19 protein-coding genes and 2 tRNA genes are annotated in these 24,698 nt (G+C 39.4%); 16 read left to right on the top strand and 5 right to left on the bottom strand.

The features are described 5' to 3' along the window. The first annotated feature begins 6 nt into the window (after positions 1-6). The 14 genes from L2567_RS01225 (at position 7) to L2567_RS01160 (ending at position 18,184) form a co-directional block, all read left to right on the top strand. Positions 7-3,294: a DUF4861 family protein gene (locus tag L2567_RS01225; RefSeq protein ID WP_235295860.1), complete on the top strand. Its 3,288-nt coding sequence runs from the start codon at positions 7-9 to the stop codon at positions 3,292-3,294. Continuing rightward, positions 3,295-4,443, top strand: a complete 1,149-nt coding sequence (locus L2567_RS01220; protein ID WP_235295859.1) for an alginate lyase family protein — start codon at positions 3,295-3,297, stop codon at positions 4,441-4,443. Then, on the top strand, positions 4,440-5,603 hold the full coding sequence (locus L2567_RS01215; protein ID WP_235295858.1) for an alginate lyase family protein: 1,164 nt from the start codon (positions 4,440-4,442) through the stop codon (positions 5,601-5,603). Before L2567_RS01220 ends, L2567_RS01215 begins: the two co-directional genes overlap by 4 nt. Then, entirely contained in the window at positions 5,600-8,959 is a 3,360-nt protein-coding gene (locus L2567_RS01210; protein WP_235295857.1) for a T9SS type A sorting domain-containing protein, read from the top strand. The genes L2567_RS01215 and L2567_RS01210 overlap by 4 nt, the downstream gene beginning before the upstream one ends. Beyond that, the gene (locus L2567_RS01205; protein WP_235295856.1) at positions 8,960-9,757 is read left to right on the top strand and encodes an SDR family oxidoreductase; all 798 of its coding nucleotides are present in this window, start codon (positions 8,960-8,962) and stop codon (positions 9,755-9,757) included. Positions 9,758-9,759: 2 nt separating this feature from the next. Continuing rightward, the gene (gene uxuA, locus L2567_RS01200; RefSeq protein WP_235295855.1) at positions 9,760-10,929 is read left to right on the top strand and encodes a mannonate dehydratase; all 1,170 of its coding nucleotides are present in this window, start codon (positions 9,760-9,762) and stop codon (positions 10,927-10,929) included. Positions 10,930-10,979: 50 nt separating this feature from the next. After that, positions 10,980-11,915, top strand: coding sequence for a TRAP transporter substrate-binding protein (locus L2567_RS01195; RefSeq protein WP_235295854.1), 936 nt, complete (start codon positions 10,980-10,982; stop codon positions 11,913-11,915). A gap of 1 nt (position 11,916) precedes the next feature. Beyond that, the gene (locus L2567_RS01190; RefSeq protein ID WP_235295853.1) at positions 11,917-12,393 is read left to right on the top strand and encodes a TRAP transporter small permease; all 477 of its coding nucleotides are present in this window, start codon (positions 11,917-11,919) and stop codon (positions 12,391-12,393) included. Continuing rightward, entirely contained in the window at positions 12,389-13,693 is a 1,305-nt protein-coding gene (locus L2567_RS01185) for a TRAP transporter large permease (protein WP_406626645.1), read from the top strand. The genes L2567_RS01190 and L2567_RS01185 overlap by 5 nt, the downstream gene beginning before the upstream one ends. 368 nt (positions 13,694-14,061) lie before the next feature. Beyond that, positions 14,062-14,892, top strand: coding sequence for a 5-dehydro-4-deoxy-D-glucuronate isomerase (gene kduI, locus L2567_RS01180; protein ID WP_235295851.1), 831 nt, complete (start codon positions 14,062-14,064; stop codon positions 14,890-14,892). Positions 14,893-14,937: 45 nt separating this feature from the next. Further along, positions 14,938-15,942, top strand: a complete 1,005-nt coding sequence (locus L2567_RS01175; protein WP_235295850.1) for a sensor histidine kinase — start codon at positions 14,938-14,940, stop codon at positions 15,940-15,942. Continuing rightward, entirely contained in the window at positions 15,939-16,349 is a 411-nt protein-coding gene (locus tag L2567_RS01170) for a response regulator (RefSeq protein ID WP_235295849.1), read from the top strand. Before L2567_RS01175 ends, L2567_RS01170 begins: the two co-directional genes overlap by 4 nt. Beyond that, complete coding sequence (locus L2567_RS01165; protein WP_235295848.1) at positions 16,339-17,637, top strand: sensor histidine kinase; 1,299 nt, start codon at positions 16,339-16,341, stop codon at positions 17,635-17,637. Before L2567_RS01170 ends, L2567_RS01165 begins: the two co-directional genes overlap by 11 nt. Positions 17,638-17,650: 13 nt before the next feature. Beyond that, positions 17,651-18,184 (top strand): response regulator, encoded by a 534-nt coding sequence (locus L2567_RS01160; protein WP_235295847.1) that lies wholly within the window; start codon positions 17,651-17,653, stop codon positions 18,182-18,184. Between the two features lie 902 nt (positions 18,185-19,086). Here L2567_RS01160 and L2567_RS01155 read toward each other — a convergent pair. The 3 genes from L2567_RS01155 to L2567_RS01145 form a co-directional block, all read right to left on the bottom strand. Continuing rightward, positions 19,087-19,170 (bottom strand) — tRNA-Leu (locus L2567_RS01155). A gap of 27 nt (positions 19,171-19,197) precedes the next feature. Next, positions 19,198-19,270 (bottom strand) — tRNA-Gly (locus L2567_RS01150). Between the two features lie 197 nt (positions 19,271-19,467). Beyond that, positions 19,468-20,376, bottom strand: coding sequence for a sugar phosphate isomerase/epimerase family protein (locus tag L2567_RS01145; protein ID WP_235295846.1), 909 nt, complete (start codon positions 20,374-20,376; stop codon positions 19,468-19,470). Between the two features lie 43 nt (positions 20,377-20,419). Here L2567_RS01145 and L2567_RS01140 point away from each other — a divergent pair, with 43 nt between their 5' ends. Further along, entirely contained in the window at positions 20,420-21,598 is a 1,179-nt protein-coding gene (locus L2567_RS01140) for a redoxin domain-containing protein (RefSeq protein ID WP_235295845.1), read from the top strand. Between the two features lie 113 nt (positions 21,599-21,711). Next, entirely contained in the window at positions 21,712-22,227 is a 516-nt protein-coding gene (locus L2567_RS01135; protein WP_235295844.1) for a DUF2911 domain-containing protein, read from the top strand. 36 nt (positions 22,228-22,263) lie between these two features. On the opposite strand, the gene L2567_RS01130 is transcribed toward L2567_RS01135, so the two are convergent. Together L2567_RS01130 and L2567_RS01125 are read right to left on the bottom strand one after the other, a co-directional pair. Continuing rightward, positions 22,264-23,622: a hypothetical protein gene (locus L2567_RS01130; protein ID WP_235295843.1), complete on the bottom strand. Its 1,359-nt coding sequence runs from the start codon at positions 23,620-23,622 to the stop codon at positions 22,264-22,266. Positions 23,623-23,666: 44 nt separating this feature from the next. Continuing rightward, the gene (locus L2567_RS01125; RefSeq protein ID WP_235295842.1) at positions 23,667-24,698 is read right to left on the bottom strand and encodes a DUF4249 family protein; all 1,032 of its coding nucleotides are present in this window, start codon (positions 24,696-24,698) and stop codon (positions 23,667-23,669) included.

Below are 24,698 nucleotides of genomic sequence, written 5' to 3'. Positions count from 1 at the left end.
AAATATATGTCCCTTGTTTTGAGAATATTGGCATTGATCCTGGTCATGTTTATTTCCAGAAACGCAGATTTATTGGATAATGCAGGGAATAAAACACAAAGAAGCATTGAAAACATCAACGAAGGTTGGCAATACCTTGAAAAGAACATTTCAGATCTAAAATTGGCTACTCAGGATCCTTCCTGGACGAGTATCGATTTACCTCACACATGGAACCAATGGGATGCAGTAGACAATAGCCCAGGATATCGAAGAGACGCCAGTTGGTATAGAAAAACACTTCAATTAGATCCTTCTGATGGAGTGAGTTACTTACTCTATTTTGAAGGATCTAATATTTCAACCGACGTTTATGTCAATGGCGAATTGGCTGGAAATCATGTTGGTGGATATGTTGGATTCGAGATCGATATCACGAAATATTTAAAAACGGATGGTCAGCAAGATATTATGATACGTGTAGACAACTCCTACAATCCTGAAATTATACCTTCTCAGAAATCAGACTTCTTTATCTATGGTGGCCTTACCAGAGACGTTTGGGTAAAGAAAGTGCCCAACATTCACATTGCAAACGCCAAAATTCACCCGACAAGCGTCACCAAGATTACTGCTGACGCTATTGTGGAAGTCAATATTGCGCAAGCTGAAAAGTGTCAGGACTGTAAAATTATGGCCAGTCTCATCGATCCTGAATCAAGGCAAATTGTGAGTGAAAATACCATTGACTTAAAAAATCAGAAGTCACTTACTTTAGAATTACCGACGCTGTCAAATCCTAAATTATGGTCACCAAAATCGCCAAACCTTTATGAATTAGAAGTAGCTTTAATAAAGGGTGACGACCTGCATGATTCTGTCAAAGATCACATTGGTTTTCGTTTTTACAAATTTGAAAAGAACGGACCATTTTTTCTAAACGGTGAGCGAGTTCTTTTGCGTGGTACTCACCGACATGAAGAACATGCCGGTTTCGGTGCGGCCATGCCCAATGAATTACATAGAAAGGATATTGAACAGATAAAAGATCTCGGAGCAAATTTCCTGAGATTGGGGCACTATCCGCAGGATCCTGAAATCTACAAGGCATGTGATGAACTGGGCATAATCGTTTGGGATGAACTGCCCTGGTGTCGGGGAGGAGTTGGAAATCAAATCTGGAAGGACAACGGAAAGCGTCTCCTTCAGGAACAAATCAGTCAAAATATAAATCATCCAAGCATATTTTTCTGGTCATTGGGTAATGAAGTTTACTGGTTGCCGGATTTCGAAAATGGTGATGATACACAGGAAATCAATAAATATTTAACGGAATTGAACAACATAGCACATGAAATGGATCCTTCGAGGTTAACCGCGATCAGGAAATATTATGATGGTGCTGATCTTGTGGATGTTTTTTCACCTTCTATCTGGTCTGGGTGGTACGCAGGGGTTTATACGGGATACGAAAAATCAATTCAGGAAAGCATGGAGAAATATCCGGCATTTCTTCATATGGAGTATGGAGGTTCCAGTCATGTGGGTAGACATACCGAGAATCCAATTACAGGCTCAGGAATGTTGAGTGAGGATGATTGGGAAGAGGTCTCGAATCAAGTCAATATTAAAAATATTGCTAAGGAGGGAGACTGGACTGAAAATTATATTGTCGATTTATTTGATTGGCATCTTTCTGTATCTGAGACCATGCCTGATTTCACTGGAAATGCGCAATGGGCCTTCAAAGATTTTGGTACACCTCTTAGACCAGAAAATTCGATTCCATATTTGAATCAGAAAGGTTTGGTGGATAGAAATGGAGAGCCAAAGGATGCCTATTTTGTTTTTAAGAGTTATTGGTCGGATGAACCTATGATATACATTGAGTCACACACATGGACGCGTAGGCAGGGACCTGAAAATAAGGAAAGAGAAGTTTGCATTTACAGCAACTGTGAAAGTGTGGAATTGATCTTAAATGGCCAATCTTTAGGAACAAAAGATCGCAAATTGGGAGATTTTCCTGCAAGTGGATTGCGATGGAATATAAGATTTGACGAAGGAGCGAATGAGTTAAAGGCAATGGGATATAAAGGAGGAAAGGTGGTAGCAGAGGATAAAATCAATATTGATTATACCTATAATCAGTCGGGTAATCCCGACATTGTCCAACTACAAAGCCATCTTTTGCCCAATGGAAATACATTGGTAGAAGCATTCATGATGGATAAAGACGGTAATCGAGTGCTGGACTACGAAGGACGAATGTACTTTTCATTAGATGGTTCAGGAAGGTTGTTAAAGGATTACGGAACACCCACCAGAAGTCAAGTCATTGAAATGGCTAACGGAAGAGCTGCAATTGAAGTGGAACTGGGCGAAGGTCCTGCTGTCATTGAAGCCAGAAATCAAGATTTCAAAGGAAGCTACCTGAATTTGAAGCCGGTGGAAGCAAAAGCACAGGTAGTCATGAAAATTCAACCTGTCGAATACAATGACACTGAAAAAACTAAGATTTCTGGACCTTACAGGGATATGAAGAAAGTATCAGTACCAAAGACATTGACTGGCCAGAATAAATGGTTTATGTTCGAGGGACCTGTACTTGAAAATGATAAAGTGGCTTACCGTTATTACGCCGATTACAGACATCGATTTGATATCTATGGTAAGCAAGTGAACGATTTAGTAATGGATACCGTTTCCTGGGATTATCACAATTTGATGAATTGGGGTTCGGACATTTTAAAAGTGGGTAATTCTTTGGGTATGGGGAGCCCGGGCATATATTATAATGACTCGGTTTATACTTTGTCAGATTGGAATTCTAAGGAAATTGAGGTGATTGAAAGCGGAGGGGACGTTGCCCAGGTCAGAACGATATTCAATGACTTAAAAATAGGGGGAAAGACTTTTACGGTGATTCAGGATTGGCGTTTGAAAACCGGCGACTTTTGGAGTGAAATAGAGATGAGCGTAAAAGACGGACAACTTCCGGAAGATATGAAATGGGTAACTGGTGTCGTAAAACATTTGCCCCATGCGACTTCAGGCAATATGGATGATCATACCTACCTCTATACTTATGGTGAACAATCATTTCACCATCAGGACTTAGGCATGGCGGTCATGGCTTCAAACGAGGAAGGTCCTGTTATCATTGAAGACGAGTTAAGTCATTTAATGCTATTCGAAAATGCAGGTAAAAAATTAAATTATAGATTTATGGCAAGTTGGGCTGAGGGAATCAATGGTCCCAAAACTGAATATGAGTTTAGGAAGCAGGTAGTACAAGCTTGTCAAGACAAATAGATGTATAGTAGAGCCATATTTTATTATATAGTATTCATGTTTTTTGCGGCTTGTACCTCAACCGAAAGTGGAAGTGATGCGGGATATGATGGATTTGATACCGAGGCCATTTTAAGCAGGGCGAAAAAACATTTGTCGTCGGCACCTGTAACTGTAACAACATTTAAGGCCACCAGGAGCAAAGGAGGTAAGCACGACTACTATTCGGAAGGGCGGTATTGGTGGCCGGATCCAGAACATCCAGACGGACCCTATATTAGAAAGGATGGTCAAAGTAATCCCGAACTTTTTACAGCACATAGATCTGCAATCAAAGATTTTGAAGATATCGTATGTGATCTTACTATAGCAACAATTATAGAGGGTGACAAGCGATATTCAGAACATATTCTTTCCCATCTCAATGCCTGGTTTGTTGATAGTGCCACCTATATGAATCCATCTCTTTTGTATGCTCAAGCGATCAAGGGTATTGTAGATGGGAGAGGGATAGGTATGATTGATGTGATTGGACTGATCAATGTTTCTAATAGTATTCGAGTATTAGAAGAGAAAAAGTTCATCGATTCTGAAGATCTCAGAGGAGTGAAAAACTGGTTTGGTCAATTTGCAGAATGGGCTACGACGCATTCCCATGGGATGGATGAGAAGAATAATAACAACAATCACAGTACCTGGTGGGGCGCTCAGATTGCATCCTACGGATTAGTCGCTAATGACCCTGATGTCATGCAAGTTGCAATTGAGCAATTTAAATCTCAGCTACAAATCCAGATGGATAGCATTGGGCGTTTCCCCCATGAATTAGAGCGAACCAAGCCGTCACATTACACCAATTATACGCTCTATGCATGGACATCATATGCGGAACTGTTATCGGCCACATCTTTCGATGCCTGGAGCTACAAGACTGACAAAGGAGGTATTGCTAAAGCTGTTGAGTTTGGTTACCAATTTTTCAAAGATCCTGAAAAGTGGAATTACCAAACAGAATTAGAACCAACATTCAATCCTGCACATAGTGAATTTCTATTTTTAGCAGGTATTGGGCTTAATCGTCCCGAATATATGGATGTGTGGAAAAATGACAATCCTCACAAAGGAAGTACAGAAAGTCATTTATTAATCTGGAAATTATTAGAAGAATGAAAAAGCTGATATACTTATTGTTAATATCTATGGCTTCGTGTGAACCATCGACTGTCGGGAACACAGCAGGAGTGGATGTGGAAGCAGTTTTAGATGAAAGGGCCAGGGAAATCGTTGAGAAAGCGCAAGAATTTCTTAACCAGGAACCGACACCAATCACCATGTTTGTCAGTGATCGAAGTGAAGGAGGTATCCACGATTTCTATTCAGAGGGTGATTACTGGTGGATGAATCCTGATGATCCTGAAGGTCCTTACATCAGGAAAGATGGCTTGAGTAATCCCAATAACTTCTTAGAACATAGAATAGCAATGCGGAATCTTAATGAATGGGTTTCAACTTTAGTTGCAGCATATAAAATCACCGGAGAAGAAAAATACGCTGACCATGCGCTGACGCATTTGACTGCCTTTTTCATTAATAAAGAGACATTAATGAATCCGAGCCTACTTTATGCGCAAGCGATTAAAGGTAGGCATACCGGAAGAGGAATTGGAATCATCGATACCATTCATTTGATTGAAGTTGCAAAATCAATCATGAACTTAAGACAGTTAGAATATCTCACTCTTGAAGAGTATGACGGCTTTAAAAATTGGTTTGATCAATATGCAACCTGGATGAATACCCATCAATACGGATTAGATGAAAAGGATCATGGAAATAATCACAGTACGTGGTGGGCTGCTCAAATGGCGGCATTTTCAGCATTGGCAGAGCGAGAAGATTTAAGAAAAGTTTCCCGTGAGCAATTTATGAAACTTATTTCAGCTCAGATGGCGGATGATGGCTCTTTTCCTGATGAATTATCGAGAACCAAACCCTATAACTACTCGCTGTTTAATCTGGAAGGATATGCTGTACTTTGTGAGTTGGCAAGCGATCAGGGCGATTTGTGGAATTATGAAGGAGAACACGGCAGCGTAAAAAAAGCATTTGACTACATGTTGCCTTACATCGAAGATAAATCTAGGTGGACTTTTCCACCTGATGTTTCACATTTTGATGAAATACCGATTCGTTCTGTAGGATTATTACTCGCAGGTCTTGCCTACGAAGACCAGTCTATATTAGCAATATGGAAATCATTAGACCCAGAAAAAAAATCAGAAGAAGTCAAGAGGAATTTTCCTCTGTGGTACCCACATAATTGGATATGAAGAATTTATACCTATTTGCTTTAATACTTACGACCATACTAACTACACATGCTCAAATTACTCTAAATCCTAATGGAGAAAGTGGAAGTGGTTACGATGCCATTTTGGCTGCAGGTCTGGACATAGAGTCACCTGATTGTGTACATACTGAATTTGGACCTCACGTGACTCAGATCATGGATAACATTCTGGATAGAAATGTCTTTGAATTTCATTCTCATATCGCAGAAGATAATGATCGATGTCAAGTTTTTGATCGTGTTAGAATGGAAATTAAAGGTGGACCTGGCACGAATGCGGAGTCACAGCATGATTTGGGTTCAGAGTCCTATTATAGGTGGAAGTTTAAGATACCAGAGGACTTCAAAGGAAGCAGTTCTTTCTGTCATATATTTCAAAACAAAATTAAAGGTGGAGAGGATAGTGGCTTTCCGGTCATTACAATAACCTTAAGAACTTCCAAGTTAGAAGTGATCCACAATGGTGGAGACACCGGCAATGATCTCGGTAAGGTAGTGAGCACGGACATTGAACCCTTTTTAGGAAACTGGATCGAGGCTTATATCTACCAAAAGCATTCGGAAAACGGTAATCTACTCATCACTTTAAAAGATTTAAAATCCGGTGTCGAACTGGTCAACTATAGTAACAATGACATTGATTTATGGAGAGATGGAGGTGAGTATTCCAGACCAAAATGGGGAGTTTACAGAAGAAAAGTTGAAGGATTAAAGGATGAAATAGTGCGTTTTAGTGATTTTTGTATATCCGAAACAAGTGAAACACTTTGTCCTGCGGATGACATGGTCTTTGTTGATGAAGAGGCACCATCGGCACCTTCCAATTTGATGGCAGATAAGGTGACCATCAATACGATCGGGCTGTCCTGGGAAGAGTCTTCAGATAATTTTGGTGTAACTGAATATTTGATTTATCTGAATGGAATAGAGTTTTTGAAAACTTCAGAGCTCCACACTGAAATTACTGGATTAACAGGTGGGACTGATTACACTGTGTATGCTTCTGCAGTAGATGCTGCAGGTAATGAATCCGACTTCAGCAATACGGTGAATGTAACCACTGATCCCTCAGATGCTTTGCCTGATGAACCTACAAATCCTTTCCCGGCAGACGGTACTGAAGATATCAGTAACACAGTCACTCTAAGATGGGATTTAGGAGAAAATACAGATAGTAGTCTGATCTTTTTTGGATTACAGAATGAACTTATTTTACTTTCGACCCAAGCAGAAAACACTTACTCGCTAATGCTTGAGTCAGACTCAACTTATTTCTGGCAAATTGGTCAGAAGAATGTTAATGGTGTCACTTTAGGCCCCATTTGGTCCTTCTCTACAGCAGGCGAAAATTCAGATGGTCCATGGCTGGTTTACAGAGGTGAGGATCGATTGGATCTGGAAACTAATTTCATGGAACCAAGAGACATTCCTGAAGAACCCGAAATCGATGAAGTGATGGTTGACCCACTTGTTCCGACCAATAACATATATCAATATTTTGAAAACAGTGATGAGAAATTCAGATGGAGGTACGAATTTGAAGATTCTGATACTGCCTTCACTGTAGTAGCCAGAATAAAAGGATTTGAGGAAGCTAAAAACGTGGGATACTTTGAAATCAGATTAGGAGGAGTGAGAGATAAATTGAGAATAAATCATGACAATTTTAAACTGGAGAAATCGACTCCAGTCATTGAATCTGACATTCCTTTCGATTTTGATGCAGATTTTCATATTGTGCGAGTGACTATGGAGGATCAGGTAATGACCGTTTACGTGGATGAAAATCCTGTTCCATTTGCAGTAGGATATTCCGAAGAATCAGATGGTGGAAGCAATTTTGAATTTGGAAAGTCAGGTGGGACGCCAACTGGAAGCTTTGTGGATTGGATGACTATCTTGCCAAATCAAGCTTATGGGCCTAAAGAAGGTCCCGAACTTCCATCGGATTTTATTTTAAGTAATGATGCCACTTTAAGTGAATTACAGATCAATGGTTTGTCAATTGAGGGCTTTTCATCAAATGCATTTGAATACACTGTAACATTGAATAACAGTGAATTGCCGACAATAAATCTTCAGACCAGTTTTCGCAAAGCGACGACCAACATTGAGATTAGTGAGGAAGATGAGTTTTTTACTGCTACTATTAAGGTAGTTGCTCAGGATAATTTCAACACTCACACCTATTTGATCACCATGCTCAAAAGTGAAAAGGATAATGGGTGGGATGTTTATAGAGCCAATGCCAGATTGGATCTAGAGACATCGTTTTACGAGCCTAAGGACATTCCTGTAAATCCGGAATTGGATACCATCTTAGTGGATCCGAACGGCTCCGGAAACAACTTTTATATGTTTGCAGATCTGTCAGATGATCAGAAGTTCAGATGGAGATATCGTTTGGAAGAACAGGATACTGCTTTTACAGTAGTGGCAAGAATTAAAGGAATCAATCCGGACGTTAAGAATATAACCTTCTTTGAAGTCAGAAGTTTTGGATGGAGAGAGAAGATTAAGATCAATCACAATACCATCAAATTTGAAAGATCTGAGCCACTCGTAGAAGAGTCCTACAATTTCGATTTTGATGAAGAATTTCATTTGGTAAGAGTTGTGATGAAGGGCAATGAGACAACCATGTACCTAGATGAAAACCCAGAGCCATTTGCCATAGCAGTTTCAGGAGACGATGATTCGAATCATTACTTTGATTTTGGAAAGTTAGGTGGTTCTGAGTGTGGATCGATCGTGGATTGGATAGCCATTTTGCCTAATCAGGACAAAGGCCCGGGGGAAGGACCAACATTACCGGAAGACTTGTTCCTCAGCAGTGTAGCAAGTTTAAACTCTATTTCACTCGATGGAGAAGTAATCCCGGATTTCGACCCGGACTCGCTTATCTATGATTTAACCATAGAAAACAGTGCATTACCGGCGATCGAAGTCACAACTCAATCTGATTTGGCAAATGTTCGATTTGATACCACCTCAGTTGAAAACTTGACGACGGTTACCATTACTGTAACAGCGCAAGACGGCTTCACTCAAGCGAACTACATTCTTAAATTCATGGGTACGAGCAGCGTTGACGGCATTATTGCTGCTGACAAAGTTGTCATCTATCCCAATCCGACGAATGGAAGTTTTCAAATTAAGTCACCTGAGTTCATGGTAGCCGAAATTTCTATCTTCACGATGGCAGGTCAAAAGGTATTCTATACTAAGTCAAAGGGCCAGGTTTTGATTAATCAGAAATTTGATCCGGGAGTTTATGTATTAAGTATATCTTTAAATGCCCAAGAAAACATTTACAAAAAACTGATTGTGAAATAGATGAAAGACAAGGTAGTTTGTATTACGGGAGGAAACGGAACCATAGGTAAGGCTATTGCACAGGGCTTGGGAGAGCGTGGTGCAAAAGTTTTTATCATAGCGAGGAATGAACGCAAGTGTAGAGATGTTGTGGCCGAACTAGCTGAAGAAGGGACCAATATAGATTATATCATTGGAGATGTTTTAGACGAAAAAGCTATGGCTCATGCGGTCACTCAGGTCATTTCTAAAGCGGGTAAGGTAGATGTTTTAATTAATGGTGCAGGTGGAAACATGCCCGGTGCTACCATCATGCCAGATCAAACACTTTTTGATCTTAAGATTGAAGAATTCAAAAAGGTCAATGACCTCAATTTACTGGGTACAGTGATCCCAACCATTGCCTTTGCAAAGCCGATGGTGAAACAAAAATCAGGCTGTATCATCAATATTTCTTCAATGTCCGCAATTCTTCCATTAACCAGAGTCGTAGGATATTCTGCTTCAAAAGCGGCGATCGACAATTTTACGAGATCTATGGCCGTAGAGGTCCTCAATAAATATGGGGAGGGGATTCGAGTCAATGCCATCGCTCCCGGATTTCTGGTGGCTGATCAGAATCGCGACTTACTCTTGAATCAAGATGGAAGCTTGACCGATCGGGGTAAGACAATCATCAGTCAGACGCCAATGAAAAGATTTGGAAAGCCTGAAGAATTGGTAAGTACCATCTTATGGTTGTGCGATGACAGGTCTTCATTTATTACTGGGATTATTGTGCCGATTGACGGCGGTTTTTCAGCATTTAGTGGTGTATAATTATGGGTAGATTAGAACAAACATGGCGATGGTATGGTCCTAAGGATTCAGTTTCTTTGGCAGATATCAGACAAGCAGGAGCCTCAGGTATAGTAAATGCTCTTCATGAAATTCCTAGTGGAGAAGTATGGACAAAGGAGGCCATTGAGCAGCGAAAAAAAATCATAGAAGATCACGGGCTAAAGTGGTCTGTTGTGGAGAGTATTCCTGTTCATGAAGACATCAAAAGAAGATCAGGCAACTATAAAAAATACATTGAAAATTACAAAACTTCTATTGAGCATTTAGCAGCCAGCGATATCAGAATCGTCACCTATAACTTCATGCCGGTTTTGGATTGGTCAAGAACTGATCTGGAATATCCCATGAAGGATGGATCTACAGCGCTCTACTTTGATAAAGCAGCATTTGCAGCCTTTGATATATGCATTCTCAATAGAGATAATGCCGAAAAAGATTATACAGCGGAAGAAGTCGATACAGGTTGGCAGTACTTTCGTAAAATGTCACATCCTGAAAAGGAAAAACTAACCCAAAACATTATTGCAGGCTTACCTGGAGGCACGACTGAAGGCGTCCTTTCGCTGGTCAGATTTCAAGAGATTTTGGACACCTACCAGAATATTGATGCGGATCAGTTGAGGGCAAACTTGTTCCAATTTCTGGATGAAATAGTGCCTGTGGCTGAAAAGAATGATGTAAAATTAGCCATACACCCTGACGATCCACCATTTCCACTTTTGGGACTGCCAAGAATCGTTTCTACTGAATCAGATGCAGAAAGCATACTCCAGCATATTGACAGTCCTGCAAATGGCTTATGCTTTTGCACCGGATCATACGGAGTGAGGCCTGATAACGATCTTCCGAAAATGGTGGAGAAATTTGCGAATCGGATTAACTTTTTGCATTTGCGTGCTACCAAAAGGGAGAAAAATGGTAACTTTTACGAGGCGGATCATTTGAATGGAGATGTAGACATGTATGCGGTAATGAGAAAGATTCTTGAACATACAGACTGGGCTATACCTATGCGACCTGATCATGGACATAAGATGCTTGATGATTTGCACAAGCAAACGAACCCTGGCTATTCCGCCATTGGAAGATTAAGAGGACTAGCTGAATTAAGGGGGTTAGAATTGGGAATATTAAGGTCAATGAAAGAATAGTTATGTCGTTAATTACTAGGTTATTAGGAGTATTATTATTTAGCACTTTGATGATGTATTCTTGCAGTGAAGTGACCGAAACGAAGCGAGTTCTCTTAGCACATACTTTGCCCATCAGCCATCCCGTACATAAAGGAATGGAGGTTTTCGCTGAGGAGGCCGAGAGAATATCTGGAGGGAAACTGAGTGTAAAGATTTTTCCTGATGGTCAATTGGGCTCAGAAAGGGAGGTATTAGAATTACTTCAAATAGGAAGCATAAGTATGACCAAAGTCAGCGCGGCTGCCATGTCTAATTTTGCTCCTAAATATAAGGTCCTGGGCATCCCCTATATTTTTCGAGATCACGAACATCTGTTCAATGTACTAGAAGGTCCGGTAGGTAAAGAGTTGTTGCAGGCCGGTAGTGAATTTTTATTACAAGGACTATGCTTTTACGACGCCGGTAGCAGAAGCTTTTACACCAAGGAAAAGCCAATTGTAGAGCCGGATGATTTGAACGGTATGAAGATTAGAGTAATGAATGATCAGATGTCCGTGAGCATGGTCAATGCATTAGGTGGTTCGGCTACGCCAATGTCTTACGGTGAATTATACACTGCTCTACAACAAGGGGTTGTAGATGGGGCCGAAAACAATCCACCATCTTTTGTAACCTCCAGGCATTATGAAATATGCAAATACTATTCTTTGGATGAACATAGTTCGCTTCCTGATGTACTGGTGATCGGAACAAAGTTTTGGAATACTTTAAGTCCTCAACAGCAAGAGTGGTTACAACAAGCAGCAGATGCATCCGTAGTTGCTCAAAAAAAGTTTTGGAAGGATAATGTGGATGAATGTATGGTCATACTTGAAGATGCTGGTGTGGAAATCATCAGACCAGATAAATCTAAGTTTGCAGAAAAAGCATCCATCGTGAAGGAGCGATTTGCTAATGATCCTGAAATGACCTCACTTATTGAAAGAATTGAACAACAAAAATAATATGGAAACAGCTTACAAAGGGGTCAATAGGATTATTGAAGGCATACTGATATTTATATTTGCCTTGATGGTTCTCGACGTGGTCTGGCAGGTTTTTAGTCGATATGTGGTCGGTCAATCATCCTCTTTTACAGAGGAGTTTGCCAGATTTTCCTTAATCTGGCTTTCTATTTTAGGAGCGGCTTACCTTAATGGAAAAAGAGCACATCTTTCTATGGACTACCTCATAAAGAAACTAGAAGGAGAGGCCTTGAAAAGGAGGATGAGAATGATCGAGATACTGATGATGTTGTTTGCATTGATCGTCATGGTCATAGGTGGGGGTAATCTCGTCTACATCACATTTATTTTGGGACAACAATCTCCGGCGATGGGCATTTCTCTGGGCTTTATCTACAGTATTGTACCCATTAGTGGTTTGCTGATTATGTTTTATTCAATCTACAACATTTCTAAAATAGCGGATTATGTCGATTGAATTAATCAGTATTCTGGTATTGTTCGTTAGCTTTTTTGCATTGTTGGCTTACGGAGTGCCTGTGGCCTATAGCATCGGAATATCAACGCTTGTGACCCTGCTTATTAATATTTCCTTGATTCCGGGAATTACTACGGTTTCGCAAAGAATGACAACGGGTATCGACAGTTTTGCATTGCTGGCCATTCCTTTCTTTATTTTAGCAGGCGAGCTTATGAATAGGGGAGGTATAGCCAATCGGTTGGTCAACCTGGCAAAATCTATGGTAGGAAGCTTGCCAGGTGGTTTGGCATATGTCAATGTCATTGCCTCTATGTTGTTTGGTGCCATTTCGGGATCAGCAGTTGCTGCAGCTTCAGCAATTGGTAGTGTGATGACGGATCGAATGAAGGACGAAGGCTATCCTGTTCCTTTCAGTGCTTCGGTCAATATAACATCTTCCACCACAGGTTTACTCATTCCACCAAGCAATGTCTTGATTGTCTATGCGCTTGCAAGTGGTGGAACGGCATCTGTAGCTGCCTTGTTTATTGCAGGTTATATACCTGGATTTTTGGTTGGATTGTCCCTTATTGTTGTAGCGGCCTATATAGCCTATAGAAAAAAAATTAAGCGTGGAGATCGGGTCAAGCTTTCGCAACTATGGACAGATTTTAGAAAATCTTTTTTGAGTTTGTTGATGTTGGTTGTGGTAGTTGGTGGGATTGTGATGGGTATATTCACTGCTACTGAAGCCGCCGCCATCGCCATTATATATGCCGGTGGATTAGGATTTGCATATAGAACTATTGGTATAAAGGATTTACCTTCGATATTGCTGAATAGTGCTAAAACAACAGCGATAGTCATGTTTCTGATTTGTACTTCAATGGCCATGTCCTGGCTTTTTTCCTTTGAAAGTATTCCACAATTAATGACTGGTTTTCTTGTAGATACGGTGAGCAATCCGATCGCTATTTTTCTGTTGATCAATTTGACGCTCTTGGTTTTCGGAACGTTTATGGATATGACTCCGGCGGTACTGATCTTTACACCGATCTTCTTACCTGTGGTTGTAGAATTGGGTATGGATCCGGTTCATTTTGGTATCATTATGGTCCTGAATTTATGTATTGGTCTGTGCACACCACCTGTGGGTACTATTCTATTTGTGGGAGCGGGTGTGGCTAAAATATCTGTAACTGAGGTGATCAGACCATTGCTCCCTTTTTTAGCAGCGATGGTTGTATCTTTAATTTTAGTAACATTTATTCCACAGTTGAGTTTGTGGCTGGTGAATGTGTTTGGATTAGGGGGGTAGTTGGGGCGTCGAAGAGTTAGCGGGTTAGGGCTTTAGGTTATTAGCGCGTTAGGGAGTTAGCGTGTTAGGGAGTTAGCGTGTTAGGGAGTTAGCGCGTTAGGGTGTTGGGGAGAGGGCTTTAGGGAGTTAGCTTGTTGGGGCGTTAGGGAGTTAGCGTGTTAGGGAGATAGTGTAGTTAGCTTGTTAGGGGCGTTGGGGCGTGAGGGTATTAGGGCTTTAGGATATTAGCGCGTTAGGGCGTCAGGGCGTTAGGGAGTTAGCGTGTTAGGGCTTTAGGGGATAAAATTAGAAATTAGCGAATAGCGAATAGCGAATAGCGAAAACTGAATATTGAAAACGAAATTATTTAAATAAAATATAAGATAGAGATGGAACAACGTTATGAATCTCACCCGAACGAGGTGGAAACCATGAACACTGAGGAGCTCAGAGAAAACTTTCTTATTGAAGAAATATTCGAAGATGGTCAGTCACACTTTGTATATAGTCATTATGATCGAATGGTAGTAGGAGGTATTGTACCCCTTGGCGAAAGCATTGACCTAAAAAACTATGAAGACTTAAAAAGTGAATATTTCCTGGAAAGAAGGGAAATCGGAATCATTAATGTAGGAGGAACAGGTAAGATTTCAACAGGTGAAGATTCCTACAAATTGGAGAAATTGTCATGCTTATACATAGGAAAAGGTATTAAAAACGTAAAATTTTCTTCTGATGATGCTAAAAATCCAGCAAAATTTTACTGTTTTTCAGCTTTGGCTCATGCGCAACATCCAACAAAATTATTTACAAAAGAAGATGCGCTACCTGTCACACTTGGCTCATCTGAAACCGCCAATGAAAGAACAATCTACAAGTATATACACAATGAAGGTATAGGAAGCTGTCAGGTAGTTATGGGACTTACTGTCATGCACAAAGGTTCAGTCTGGAACACCATGCCTCCTCATACGCACGACAGAAGAAGTGAAATCTATCTTTATTTCGATGTGCCAGAAAAGCAAGGTGTAATGCATTTTATGGGAGAGCCGGATCAGACGAGACACATGTGGGTCAGAAACAATCAGGCTATTATTTCACCTCCATGGTCGATACACGCTGGAAGTGGAACATCTAGCTATTCGTTTATTTGGGCCATGGCTGGGGAAAATAAAGACTTTACCGATATGGATTTTATTGAACTAAGCGAACTTTTATAGCATTTTGTCTATTTCGTCGATAGTGACACTAATATTGTATTGCGATTGATTGAAACTTACTTAAAGCAGTATGCTGTTCCTGCAAGTCTGATCCTAGGATTTGTAATACTCTTGATTGACTTTGTCGTCGGGCCTAAAATACCTATCTACATACTATATCTTCTTCCTTTACTTATTTTTTTAAGATTTATAAAAGATAATGGTGCGCTGTCGGCTTCTATCATTTGTATATTAGTACTGATAGGTATTGCTAATGTACGAGTGGGATGGGGTGCTGATTTAATTGGGAGGTTGCTCTTCACAGGTGTAGTATGGTTGGTATATTTTACCTTAAAAATGTATACTGACCAATCTCGAAAGGTCAAAGAGTTGCAACAAAGAGTAGATGATAAAGAAGCACAATTGACACATTTTGCTTATGTGGCTTCACACGATTTAAATGAACCTCTTCGATCTTTAACAAGTTTTACAGAAATTCTGAATGAGGAGCATAAAGATGAATTTAAAGATGAAACGGCGACTTACTTTAGATTTATTAGTGAAGCCTCTTTGAGAATGAAAGGTTTGATAGATGGATTGCTACAGTACTCCAGATTAGGACGGAATAGAAAAAGAAGGCCACTATCTTTGAGAGATTTATTTTTAAAGCTTTCAGAAGAAATGGATCTTCCCATAAATTATGATGCCCCCCCTATCATTAATGCTATGGAAAAGGAAACTAGAATTCTTTTCAAAAACCTTTTTGAAAATTCAAGTAAATTCCGAAGTGAGGATAAGCCACTTCGCATTGAAGTGGCGGTGGACGAAAACGAGGAAGATTGGGAATTTAAGGTGAGTGATAACGGCATAGGCATTGATGAAAAAAATCATGCTAAAGTTTTTCACTTATTTACTAAATTACACGCTCAAAGTAAATTTAACGGACGAGGGCTAGGTCTCGCTCTTTGTCATCGTGTAGTAGAACTTCATGGCGGTAATATTATTGCGGAGACCAACAAGAGTGGTGGAACAACGATAAAATTTAATTTTAAAAAAGAGGAAGTAAAATGAGTAAAAAGTTGAATAAGATTATGCTAATTGATGATTCTGAAGCTGACAATTTTTTACACAAAAGAGTAATTACAAAGGCTGATGTTTGTGAGGAAGTAGTGGTAACTTACAGTGCTCCTGAAGCGCTAGAATATCTTAAAACTGCAGTTAATGGCGAATACGCTTGCCCGGAAATCGTTTTCTTAGACATTAATATGCCTGGAATGAATGGCTGGGATTTTTTGAAGGAATATGAGAAATTACCGAAAAAAATGCAAGCACAGATGATCGTTTGTATGTTAACCACGTCTGAAGCTCAGGAGGATCGTGACAAAGCTAAAGAGTTTGGGATTGTGAAAGAATTCTCGACGAAACCTTTGACTCAAGAAATGCTGTTGAAAATAGTGGCAGAATTTTATGAGTCTTGAGCTTAGCAATATATTTGAAAAGTCTAGGTTTAGTCTTATGGATGTAGACGAACTGAAACATGACAGACTGCATTCGATGCCTGATGACATTTTCGAAGACATTTTTGATTTGTTAAATGCCAGTCTTCATCCTTCCGTGTTGGCGATCACGCTTTACGACCTTGACACGCAATGGATTTATGGTAATTTACAAGGAAATACTTCATTAGACCTACCAATCAAAACTTTTTGCGCTGAAGTTATAGAATCGAATAAGGAAGGAGTCCTTACCTCTTTATCTGGTAGTGAACTTAAGGACACCAGTGAAAGCTTGTATGCTTTAAGATTTAACGGAATTTTACTTATCGATCATGAAGGCTTCGTGATTGGAGTTTTGACCATAGTTGATTCTGACGAGAATTCCCTTAGAAGTGAGGACACTAAACTTATCGTCAAAGTAGCGAAAATAATTGAAAGGCGTTTTACCATTTACAGTGCCAACTCGGAATTAGAATTTAGTAAAATAGAACTTAAAGATTCATTATTACAGTTAGAGCAGTCAAGTAAGAAATTAGAGGAGAGCAATCTCCAAATTAAGGCCACATTGCGTAAGAATAATGCCTTGATTAGAAATTTAGCAAGTCGAAACAGAGAGTTGGATCAATTTTCTTATATAGTCAGCCATGATTTGAAGGAACCTATCAGGACGGTTACAGAAATGGTAAAAATTCTTAAAGAAGAGCAAGGAGATCATGATCGCGAGACTGCTGAGATTTTTAATTTTATTATCGATGCTACTTCCAGAATGAATGCATTAATAGAACATTTGCTGGATTATGCCAAACTGGGCAAAAGTGGATCTTATGAATTGATTAACATGCACGAATTGCTTGCTCAGGTCTTACAGGATCTTAATACTGCTATCAATGAAAAGAAGGCTACGATTACTTTTGGCAAATTATCATCAGTAAGAGGGAATAAGATCGAGATCAAGCAACTTTTACAAAATTTGGTTAGTAACTGCATCAAGTTTTCAAAAAAAAATGTGCCACCCCGCATTCATATAGAGCAGAAGGAAGAGAAAGAATGGTGGGTTGTTAGTATACGTGATAACGGGATCGGAATAGAAGATGACCAAAAAGAAAATATTTTCAATATGTTTAGTAGGTCACATATGGATTATGAGGGCCATGGAATAGGTCTGGCGTATTGTAAGAAAATAGTTGAACACCATAATGGAGAAATATTTGTAGCAGATAATCCGTCAGGTGGTAGTATATTTACATTCAGAATTGACAAAGAACTATAGCAATTAACAAGCAATGGATTTTAAGAACTTAAAATTTTTAATTTTAGAAGACAGTACCTCAGATTTTGTATTGGCCAAACATCATCTTTCGAAGGAATTTAAATCGCCTCAATTCACTCACTGTGAAGATTTGAATTCATTTAAAGAGGTTGTAACCAGTCAGAAGGTTGATATCATAGTAAGTGATTTTGAATTGAAAGGTGCCACTGGTTTAGAGGCATTGTTGTTTATGGTTACACAGGATATTGATATACCATTTGTCTTTTGTACAGGCGCATTGAACAATGAGGAAAAAGCTGCGGAAACCATTCTTCAGGGAGCAGATGGTTATATTTTAAAAGACAATATTGAGAGCCTTGCAAATAAGGTTAAATCTGTATTGGCCAAAAAGTTTAAAGAAAAGCAGGAGAAGGATGTCTTGAAAACCCATATCGATGAAGCCATCAGTTTATCCGCTATTGAGAAAGGTGATATGATGATGGATAAACTGGTAGATCAGTTCGAAAAAGTCCAGGGCATACTGAAGGTTCTACAAAAAAACCTTTAATAACTTTTATTTGGTTATCAGGTCAATTTGGATTTCGATCTTCAATCAGGAGAATTTCACTAACTAATAATTTTGCGAGCTCATCTAGGTACAGACTATTGTATCATAAAGTTCAATATTCCTATGGTGTAGATTTTCACTGAATAGATGTCAAAATTATTTCTACTTTCTGTTTTCTATACTTCTCATTGCTTATGGGTAGAAGTAAGTCTTGAATAATCAGGTGAAATGTCATTGTAGAACACCCAAGTTTTTAAGGCACTGGATGGTGATCTATATATATATTAGAGTACTAATTATCTGATGTAATTTAAATTTTTGTGTTGGACAAGCAAATAAATTTGGCAGATCATAGAAACTGATTTTCATTTTATCACGGGAGTGAGGGAGCGGTCTGTTTACTAGTGGAATAACGCTGGAAGCGTTATAGCGAGTGAGCCGCCGGCACACCCGGCGGAAGGGTAGCGTTCAAGTCCCGCCCACAATCACACATGGTCAATAAATAAAAAAAACCTTGTAACTCTGTTGAATTACAAGGTTTAAAATAGTACCTCGGGCGTGAGTGAGCGGTCTGTTTACTAGTGGAATAACGCTGGAAGCGTTATAGCGAGTGAGCCGCCGACACACCCGGCGGAAGGGTAGCGTTCAAGTCCCGCCCACAATCACACATGGTCAATAAATAAAAAAAACCTTGTAACTCTGTTGAATTACAAGGTTTAAAATAGTACCTCGGGCGTGAGGGAGCGGTCCATTAACTATAGGAATAACGCTGGAAGCGTTATAGCGAGTGAGCCGCCGGCGTACCCGGCGGAAGGGTAGCGTTCAAGTCCCGCCCACAATCACACATGGTCAATAAATAAAAAAAACCTTGTAACTCTGTTGAATTACAAGGTTTAAAATAGTACCTCGGGCGGGACTTGAACCCGCACGCCCCAAGGGGCACAGGATTTTAAGTCCTGCGTGTCTACCAATTCCACCACCAAGGCAAATTTTAGCGAAATGGGTATAATTAGAGCGAAAGACGGGATTCGAACCCGCGACCCCGACCTTGGCAAGGTCGTGCTCTACCAGCTGAGCTACTTTCGCAATCTATTGTTCTCACTTTCTTCAAAGCGACTGCAAATATATAATAACATTGCAATACAAGAAAGGATTTTCCTAATTTCTTAATCTAAATTTAGAATACAACATTATATCACCTGGATCAAATTCAGTAATGCATTGTCACTCAATATTTTGAAATTTTCCTATCAAATACCTTCGGAATGACATTGACCTAAATCCTAAGCAAACTGAAATTCTTTCAAATATGCCGCTCCTTTTTGAGCTTCTTCCAATGGCGTAGAATTATCATACCGCTCTTGTTCCATGATATAATGCTCCATGCCGTTTTCCTTGGCTACTTTCAGTATTTCAGGAAAATCTATTACTCCAGTTCCTAACGTAGTACTGGCCTGGCTTTCGGCCGCATCTACACCTTTCATTCGATCCTTAACATGACAGAGTTTAAACCTGCCCGGATATTTCTTCAAGTAGTCGATCGGATCAGCGCCACCTGTTACCACCCAATAAATATCCATTTCATGCTTTACCAAATCAGGATCGGTATTTTCCATCAAATAATCATGTGGTATCATTCCTGAAAATGCCTTAAATGAATAAGCATGGTTGTGGTAGGCAAACTGGATTCCTTCCTTTCTACATATTTCTCCCGCCTTATTGAACTTGTCTGTGATACCTTTCCACGCATCCATGGAAGTTTGAGGACCTACATATGGACAAATGATATATTCCATGCCTATCTCAGCGGCCTCTGCTGCCTTTTTCTCTAAACCTTCATTGATATTGGTATGGGAAGCCACAATCTTCAATCCTAATTCATCCATGTAGGCTTTAAATTCTTTATTGGTCATTCCCCAGAACATACCATCCTTTCCTTCGTAAGATTCGATGTGATTAAATCCGTACTCAGCTACTTTCTTCAATGTTCCTTTAGGATCTTTCGGCATTTCGTCTCTCAACGTATAAAGCTGTATACCAAAATGTTCCAGCCCACTTTCACCCGTGGACATCACTGCTTCACTTGATGCGGTACTATTCGCTGTACCTTTGCATGAAATCATGGGAAGTACCATGGAACCTGCAGCTAACATTCCTGATCGTGCTATAAATTTCCTTCTATTGTATATCATTAATTTATATATTTAGATTAGATCAAGTAAATTAATAATAAAAATGAAATTTTCTAAGTATATACTCCTTGTATGTTGGTTAATGTTCATCACCAGCTGCATGCAGACTGATGTGGATACTAAAACCTTGGATGATGGCTTCCAGCCTAATCCTCAAGCCCTTCCTGCCCAGGAAGTAAAAACATTGGAATTAGGTCAGCCTGCTCCTGATTTCAGGCTTCCGAATCACAAAGGTGAATATGTTCAACTGGCAGACTTTGATCAGAGCGATGTACTGGCTATAATCTTCACTTGCAATCATTGTCCCACCGCCCAGGCATACGAAGACCGAATGATCGATATTACTGATGATTACCAGAGTCAGTCTTTTCAGATGGTGGCCATTACATCTAATTCACCTCTAGGTCTTCTATATAATGAATTAGGCTATTCAGACTTGAATGATGATTTCGAAGCTATGAAACCTAGGGTGGATTATAAAGGATATAACTTCCCCTATCTATATGATGGGGATGACCATGAAGTTTCGCTTCAGTATGGTCCAGTTGCAACTCCTCATGCTTTCGTTTTCAACAAGGAAAGAAAGCTCATTTATAAGGGAAGAATTGATGGTAGTGAAGAACCGGGAACAGGAAATGGCGAGGATTTGCGGAATGCTATAGATTCAGGACTTAAAGGTGAGAAACCATCTATTGCTGAAACGAAGACCTTCGGATGTTCGACGAAATGGGCGTGGAAGACTGAATACAAGGAGAAGGACAGTCTCGATTGGGCTTCACGACCAGTAACTTTGGAGATGATTGATGAAAAAGGGATCGCTGATCTTAAGGTCAATGATTCGGGAAAACTAAGACTAATTAATGTATGGGCTACATGGTGCGGTCCATGCATTCAGGAATATCCGGATTTCATAGTGCTTCAAAGAATGTATGGCGCACGTGATTTTGAATTCATTTCCATTAGCGCAGACAAGCCATCTGCCCATGAAAAAGCCCTTCAGTTTTTGAAAGACAAGCAATCAGCCGTATCGAACTATCTTTTTGACAAAGATGATAAGTATGCTCTGATCGAAGCAATTGATCCTGAATGGAATGGAGCACTTCCGTATACCATGTTAATTGACCATAACGGAGCTAAGATATGGTCGCATCAGGGAACCGTAGATTTTCTAGATTTGAAAAGAACCATTGTCGAACACGAATTGATCGGAAGATACTACTAGTGTCTTGAGTGGCACTAACGCACTATTAAAGTATTGTTAAGAATTACAAACAAAGAACATTTCCTTTCTTTCAGCGGTATTATAGTTGTATTACTATAATAAAACAATAAAAAATGAAAACGATATTAAAATTAAGCTTTATCATGTTTTTGGCCGCTTTCATGGTCAACACTGCTGTTGCTCAGGATAAGTCAAAGAGAGCAAGTCCCCCTATGAAAGAAGAAGCTAAAATAGGTGATGCAAATGTGATCGTTGCCTACAGTGCTCCTTCAGCAAAAGGAAGAGCGATTTGGGGCCAATTGGTACCCTATGGAAAAATATGGAGAGCAGGTGCTAACGAAGCAACTACATTTGAGTCAGACAAAGAATTAACTGTTCAGGGAGAAGCTTTAAAAGCAGGAAAGTATAGTATTTTCCTTGTGCCCGCAGAAAATGAATGGACTTATGTCTTTAATTCAGTTTCAGATCAATGGGGTGCTTACCAATACGATGAGAGCAAGGATGTCTTGCGCGTGGTCACCACTCCCGAGAAAAATTCTGAGAAGGTTGAACAATTAACCTACAAGATTGAAGGTGGAAAACTTTGGTTGCTTTGGGATGACATGAAAGGTGGTGTAGAAATTAAGTAAAAAGTTTTTCTTAAAATATACGAAGCCAGCCAATCCTCATGGATTGGTTGGCTTTTTTAATTCCAAGATACATCCCTCATCCGTTATATAGTTGAGAAAAATGCACTGCTGATCTGCTAACGTGGATACCAAATCACTAGTTGAAAACGAGGTGCTCAAAAACACAGGCCCTTCAGCTGCATCGAATTTGATGTTCATTTGATTATTACCTGAGCCAGAAACTTCAAATTGCGAAGTGTATTGATCCGTAGTAATAACCATCACGCCGTACCTTCCAAATGCTCCAAAAGCATTCTTTAATTTCTCCTTATCTCTAAAGATTTTGATGGATTCAAATGATTGATAGTCAGTGGACTTCAAAAATGTTTGCTCGTCAGTGACAACATCGTCGACGATGATCAATGCGCCATCTGTAAACCATTTTTTCTCCTCATTCAAGATTTCAAATTCTTTAGTACTCTTGCGGTATCTCACTACTGGAATGACTTCTTCTATGAACTCTTGCACGCTTTTAAATTGAATAAAATCTGCTTTATTGTACTGATTATCTGCCTTGATCAAATTGGTATCATTCGCTTGATAAAAACTCTGCGAATAAAGTACTTGAATTGTCAATCTTTTAAGATGTTGTGCTATATATGCATCAATGATAGGGTCTTGCGCAATCACTTCACCTCTATTTTGAACGGCTGGCAATTCAAAATTAAGATTTACAAAGTCCGCCTCATAGTTTTTAATTCTTCCGAAAGCGTCTGTTCCTAATACTTGACCCCTGAATGGCAAGTAGATGTTTTCAATCGGAAAGCTATAAATGCTATCCATGCTTTTTCTTAAACCAACTATTTCCGGGATCGATGGATTAAAAAAACCAAAATATACTTGCTCGTTATTTGTTTCAATATGAAGATAAGCTCTATGATTTTCTGAAACTTCTCCTTGACTAATCAATTGATATTCAGATTCTAATGAATTGTAAAGTGAACTCAGGTACGCAGGCTCAGACAATAAAAAACCATCCATTCGGGGTGTCTCAAATGGACATTTGTCTAATTCAATTTGCTGATCAATGGTTATCAAATCTCCTCTTATCTTTGAATTAGGACGATATAGTGGAAAAGATAAATTGGCATATTGCCGTATTTTATTCTGGTTTGAAAAAGTAATGGCGCTGAAATTATACCATCCTGCCTCAAGTTCTGATGGAATGATGGTTGAAAATTTTGCGATGCCTTTTTGAAAATACCCTAAAGATTCTTGCCTGATTTCGCCCTTATTATCCCTTAAAAATAAAATGACAGGATGATCTGAAGCAATGTCTTGAGATAGCACTACAAGATTTACCATTTCACCACTGAGCGCGAAAGCTTTATCCAATTTCACTACAAGCTGACTCATGCAATGATGACTCAGTAAAATAAAAGAGACTAATATCAAATTTCTTAGAAGCATTCCGGTTTTGTTAAAGTACTCTTTGGAAGTAAAAGGCAGTTGGTGCATGTAGGCGGTGGAGCGGGGAAAGGTTGGCAACGGGGTCTTGGATTATTCACTGCACTGGGAAGAATGTGAAAATCTTTGGTACTCACTGCCGCTACAGAAAAAACGCCAATGCACCCTATGTCTGAAGGTCCTGTTTCATTGATATTACCTCTAATAATTCCGGGAGGTGCTTCGAAAATATCCCCAGTCCGGTTAAATTCATTTTCCACTAGACGCCAAAATTCATATGCCTCTTTTGAGATTCGATCCTGACTAATATGCATACAGTAATTATAAGAATATCGGTAATCAGGAGCTCTAGTCAGGATCAACTTATTTTGAATATTTCCACCTTCCAAACCTGTATTGGATATGATGGCGAGATTATTCAAGTCGATGATTTCATCGACATAGCAGGTGACCGGATTAAGATTGGACGGTGTACCTATCTCCCTGTATTCGTATGTACCATCAATACGATATCTAAGGTAAATTTCTTCATCGACGGGTAAGTTGATATCGGTCAAAACATTTATGACTTCACGTTCTACCACATTACCGGCAGCATTATTGACCAATTCATTCGTTACCCTAGTTTTGAGTTCACCAACGGGAACAGGCTCCAATAATTCTTCATGGGTAGATTCATATCGAACGCCTTTGTATTCAATGACGAGCTGATAAAATGATCCTGTATTTAAAGAAAGTGTCTGACCATAGTTTCCTCTGTCATCTACATTTCTAAAGTCAAATCTTTGAGAATTATCTTTAAGGACATATACTAATGCATCATTGACTGGAAAATTAGCTTGAAAATCTGTGGCATCGGGTGAATTGCTGGTAATATTTACGATCTGCTGATCTTCATTGTCTTTAAGTGCAGCTTGTACAATAAGATATTCTGAATCATCCTCTTTGACATTAACAGGTATCTGATCTATACATGAAGCAAACCATAATAAGACAAAGATGAAGAATATGTAATTTTGATTCAT

It is taken from the genome of Portibacter marinus, from assembly GCF_021533195.1.
Taxonomy (GTDB): Bacteria; Bacteroidota; Bacteroidia; order Chitinophagales; family Saprospiraceae; genus Portibacter; species Portibacter marinus.
Note: the sequence above shows the minus strand (reverse complement) of the source record. Positions and strands in the feature narration are given on the sequence as shown.

Bases quoted from the DNA above. Each gene is read 5' to 3' on its own strand.
- L2567_RS01130 (WP_235295843.1), bottom strand. From the start codon at position 23,622: ATGAGTCAGCTTGTAGTGAAATTGGATAAAGCTTTCGCGCTCAGTGGT.
- L2567_RS01210 (WP_235295857.1), top strand. From the start codon at position 5,600: ATGAAGAATTTATACCTATTTGCTTTAATACTTACGACCATACTAACT.
- L2567_RS01220 (WP_235295859.1), top strand. From the start codon at position 3,295: ATGTATAGTAGAGCCATATTTTATTATATAGTATTCATGTTTTTTGCG.
- L2567_RS01165 (WP_235295848.1), top strand. From the start codon at position 16,339: ATGAGTCTTGAGCTTAGCAATATATTTGAAAAGTCTAGGTTTAGTCTT.
- L2567_RS01135 (WP_235295844.1), top strand. From the start codon at position 21,712: ATGAAAACGATATTAAAATTAAGCTTTATCATGTTTTTGGCCGCTTTC.
- L2567_RS01190 (WP_235295853.1), top strand. From the start codon at position 11,917: ATGGAAACAGCTTACAAAGGGGTCAATAGGATTATTGAAGGCATACTG.
- L2567_RS01145 (WP_235295846.1), bottom strand. From the start codon at position 20,376: ATGATATACAATAGAAGGAAATTTATAGCACGATCAGGAATGTTAGCT.
- L2567_RS01225 (WP_235295860.1), top strand. From the start codon at position 7: ATGTCCCTTGTTTTGAGAATATTGGCATTGATCCTGGTCATGTTTATT.
- uxuA (WP_235295855.1), top strand. From the start codon at position 9,760: ATGGGTAGATTAGAACAAACATGGCGATGGTATGGTCCTAAGGATTCA.
- L2567_RS01140 (WP_235295845.1), top strand. From the start codon at position 20,420: ATGAAATTTTCTAAGTATATACTCCTTGTATGTTGGTTAATGTTCATC.
- L2567_RS01195 (WP_235295854.1), top strand. From the start codon at position 10,980: ATGATGTATTCTTGCAGTGAAGTGACCGAAACGAAGCGAGTTCTCTTA.
- kduI (WP_235295851.1), top strand. From the start codon at position 14,062: ATGGAACAACGTTATGAATCTCACCCGAACGAGGTGGAAACCATGAAC.
- L2567_RS01170 (WP_235295849.1), top strand. From the start codon at position 15,939: ATGAGTAAAAAGTTGAATAAGATTATGCTAATTGATGATTCTGAAGCT.
- L2567_RS01160 (WP_235295847.1), top strand. From the start codon at position 17,651: ATGGATTTTAAGAACTTAAAATTTTTAATTTTAGAAGACAGTACCTCA.
- L2567_RS01125 (WP_235295842.1), bottom strand. From the start codon at position 24,698: ATGAATCAAAATTACATATTCTTCATCTTTGTCTTATTATGGTTTGCT.
- L2567_RS01205 (WP_235295856.1), top strand. From the start codon at position 8,960: ATGAAAGACAAGGTAGTTTGTATTACGGGAGGAAACGGAACCATAGGT.
- L2567_RS01215 (WP_235295858.1), top strand. From the start codon at position 4,440: ATGAAAAAGCTGATATACTTATTGTTAATATCTATGGCTTCGTGTGAA.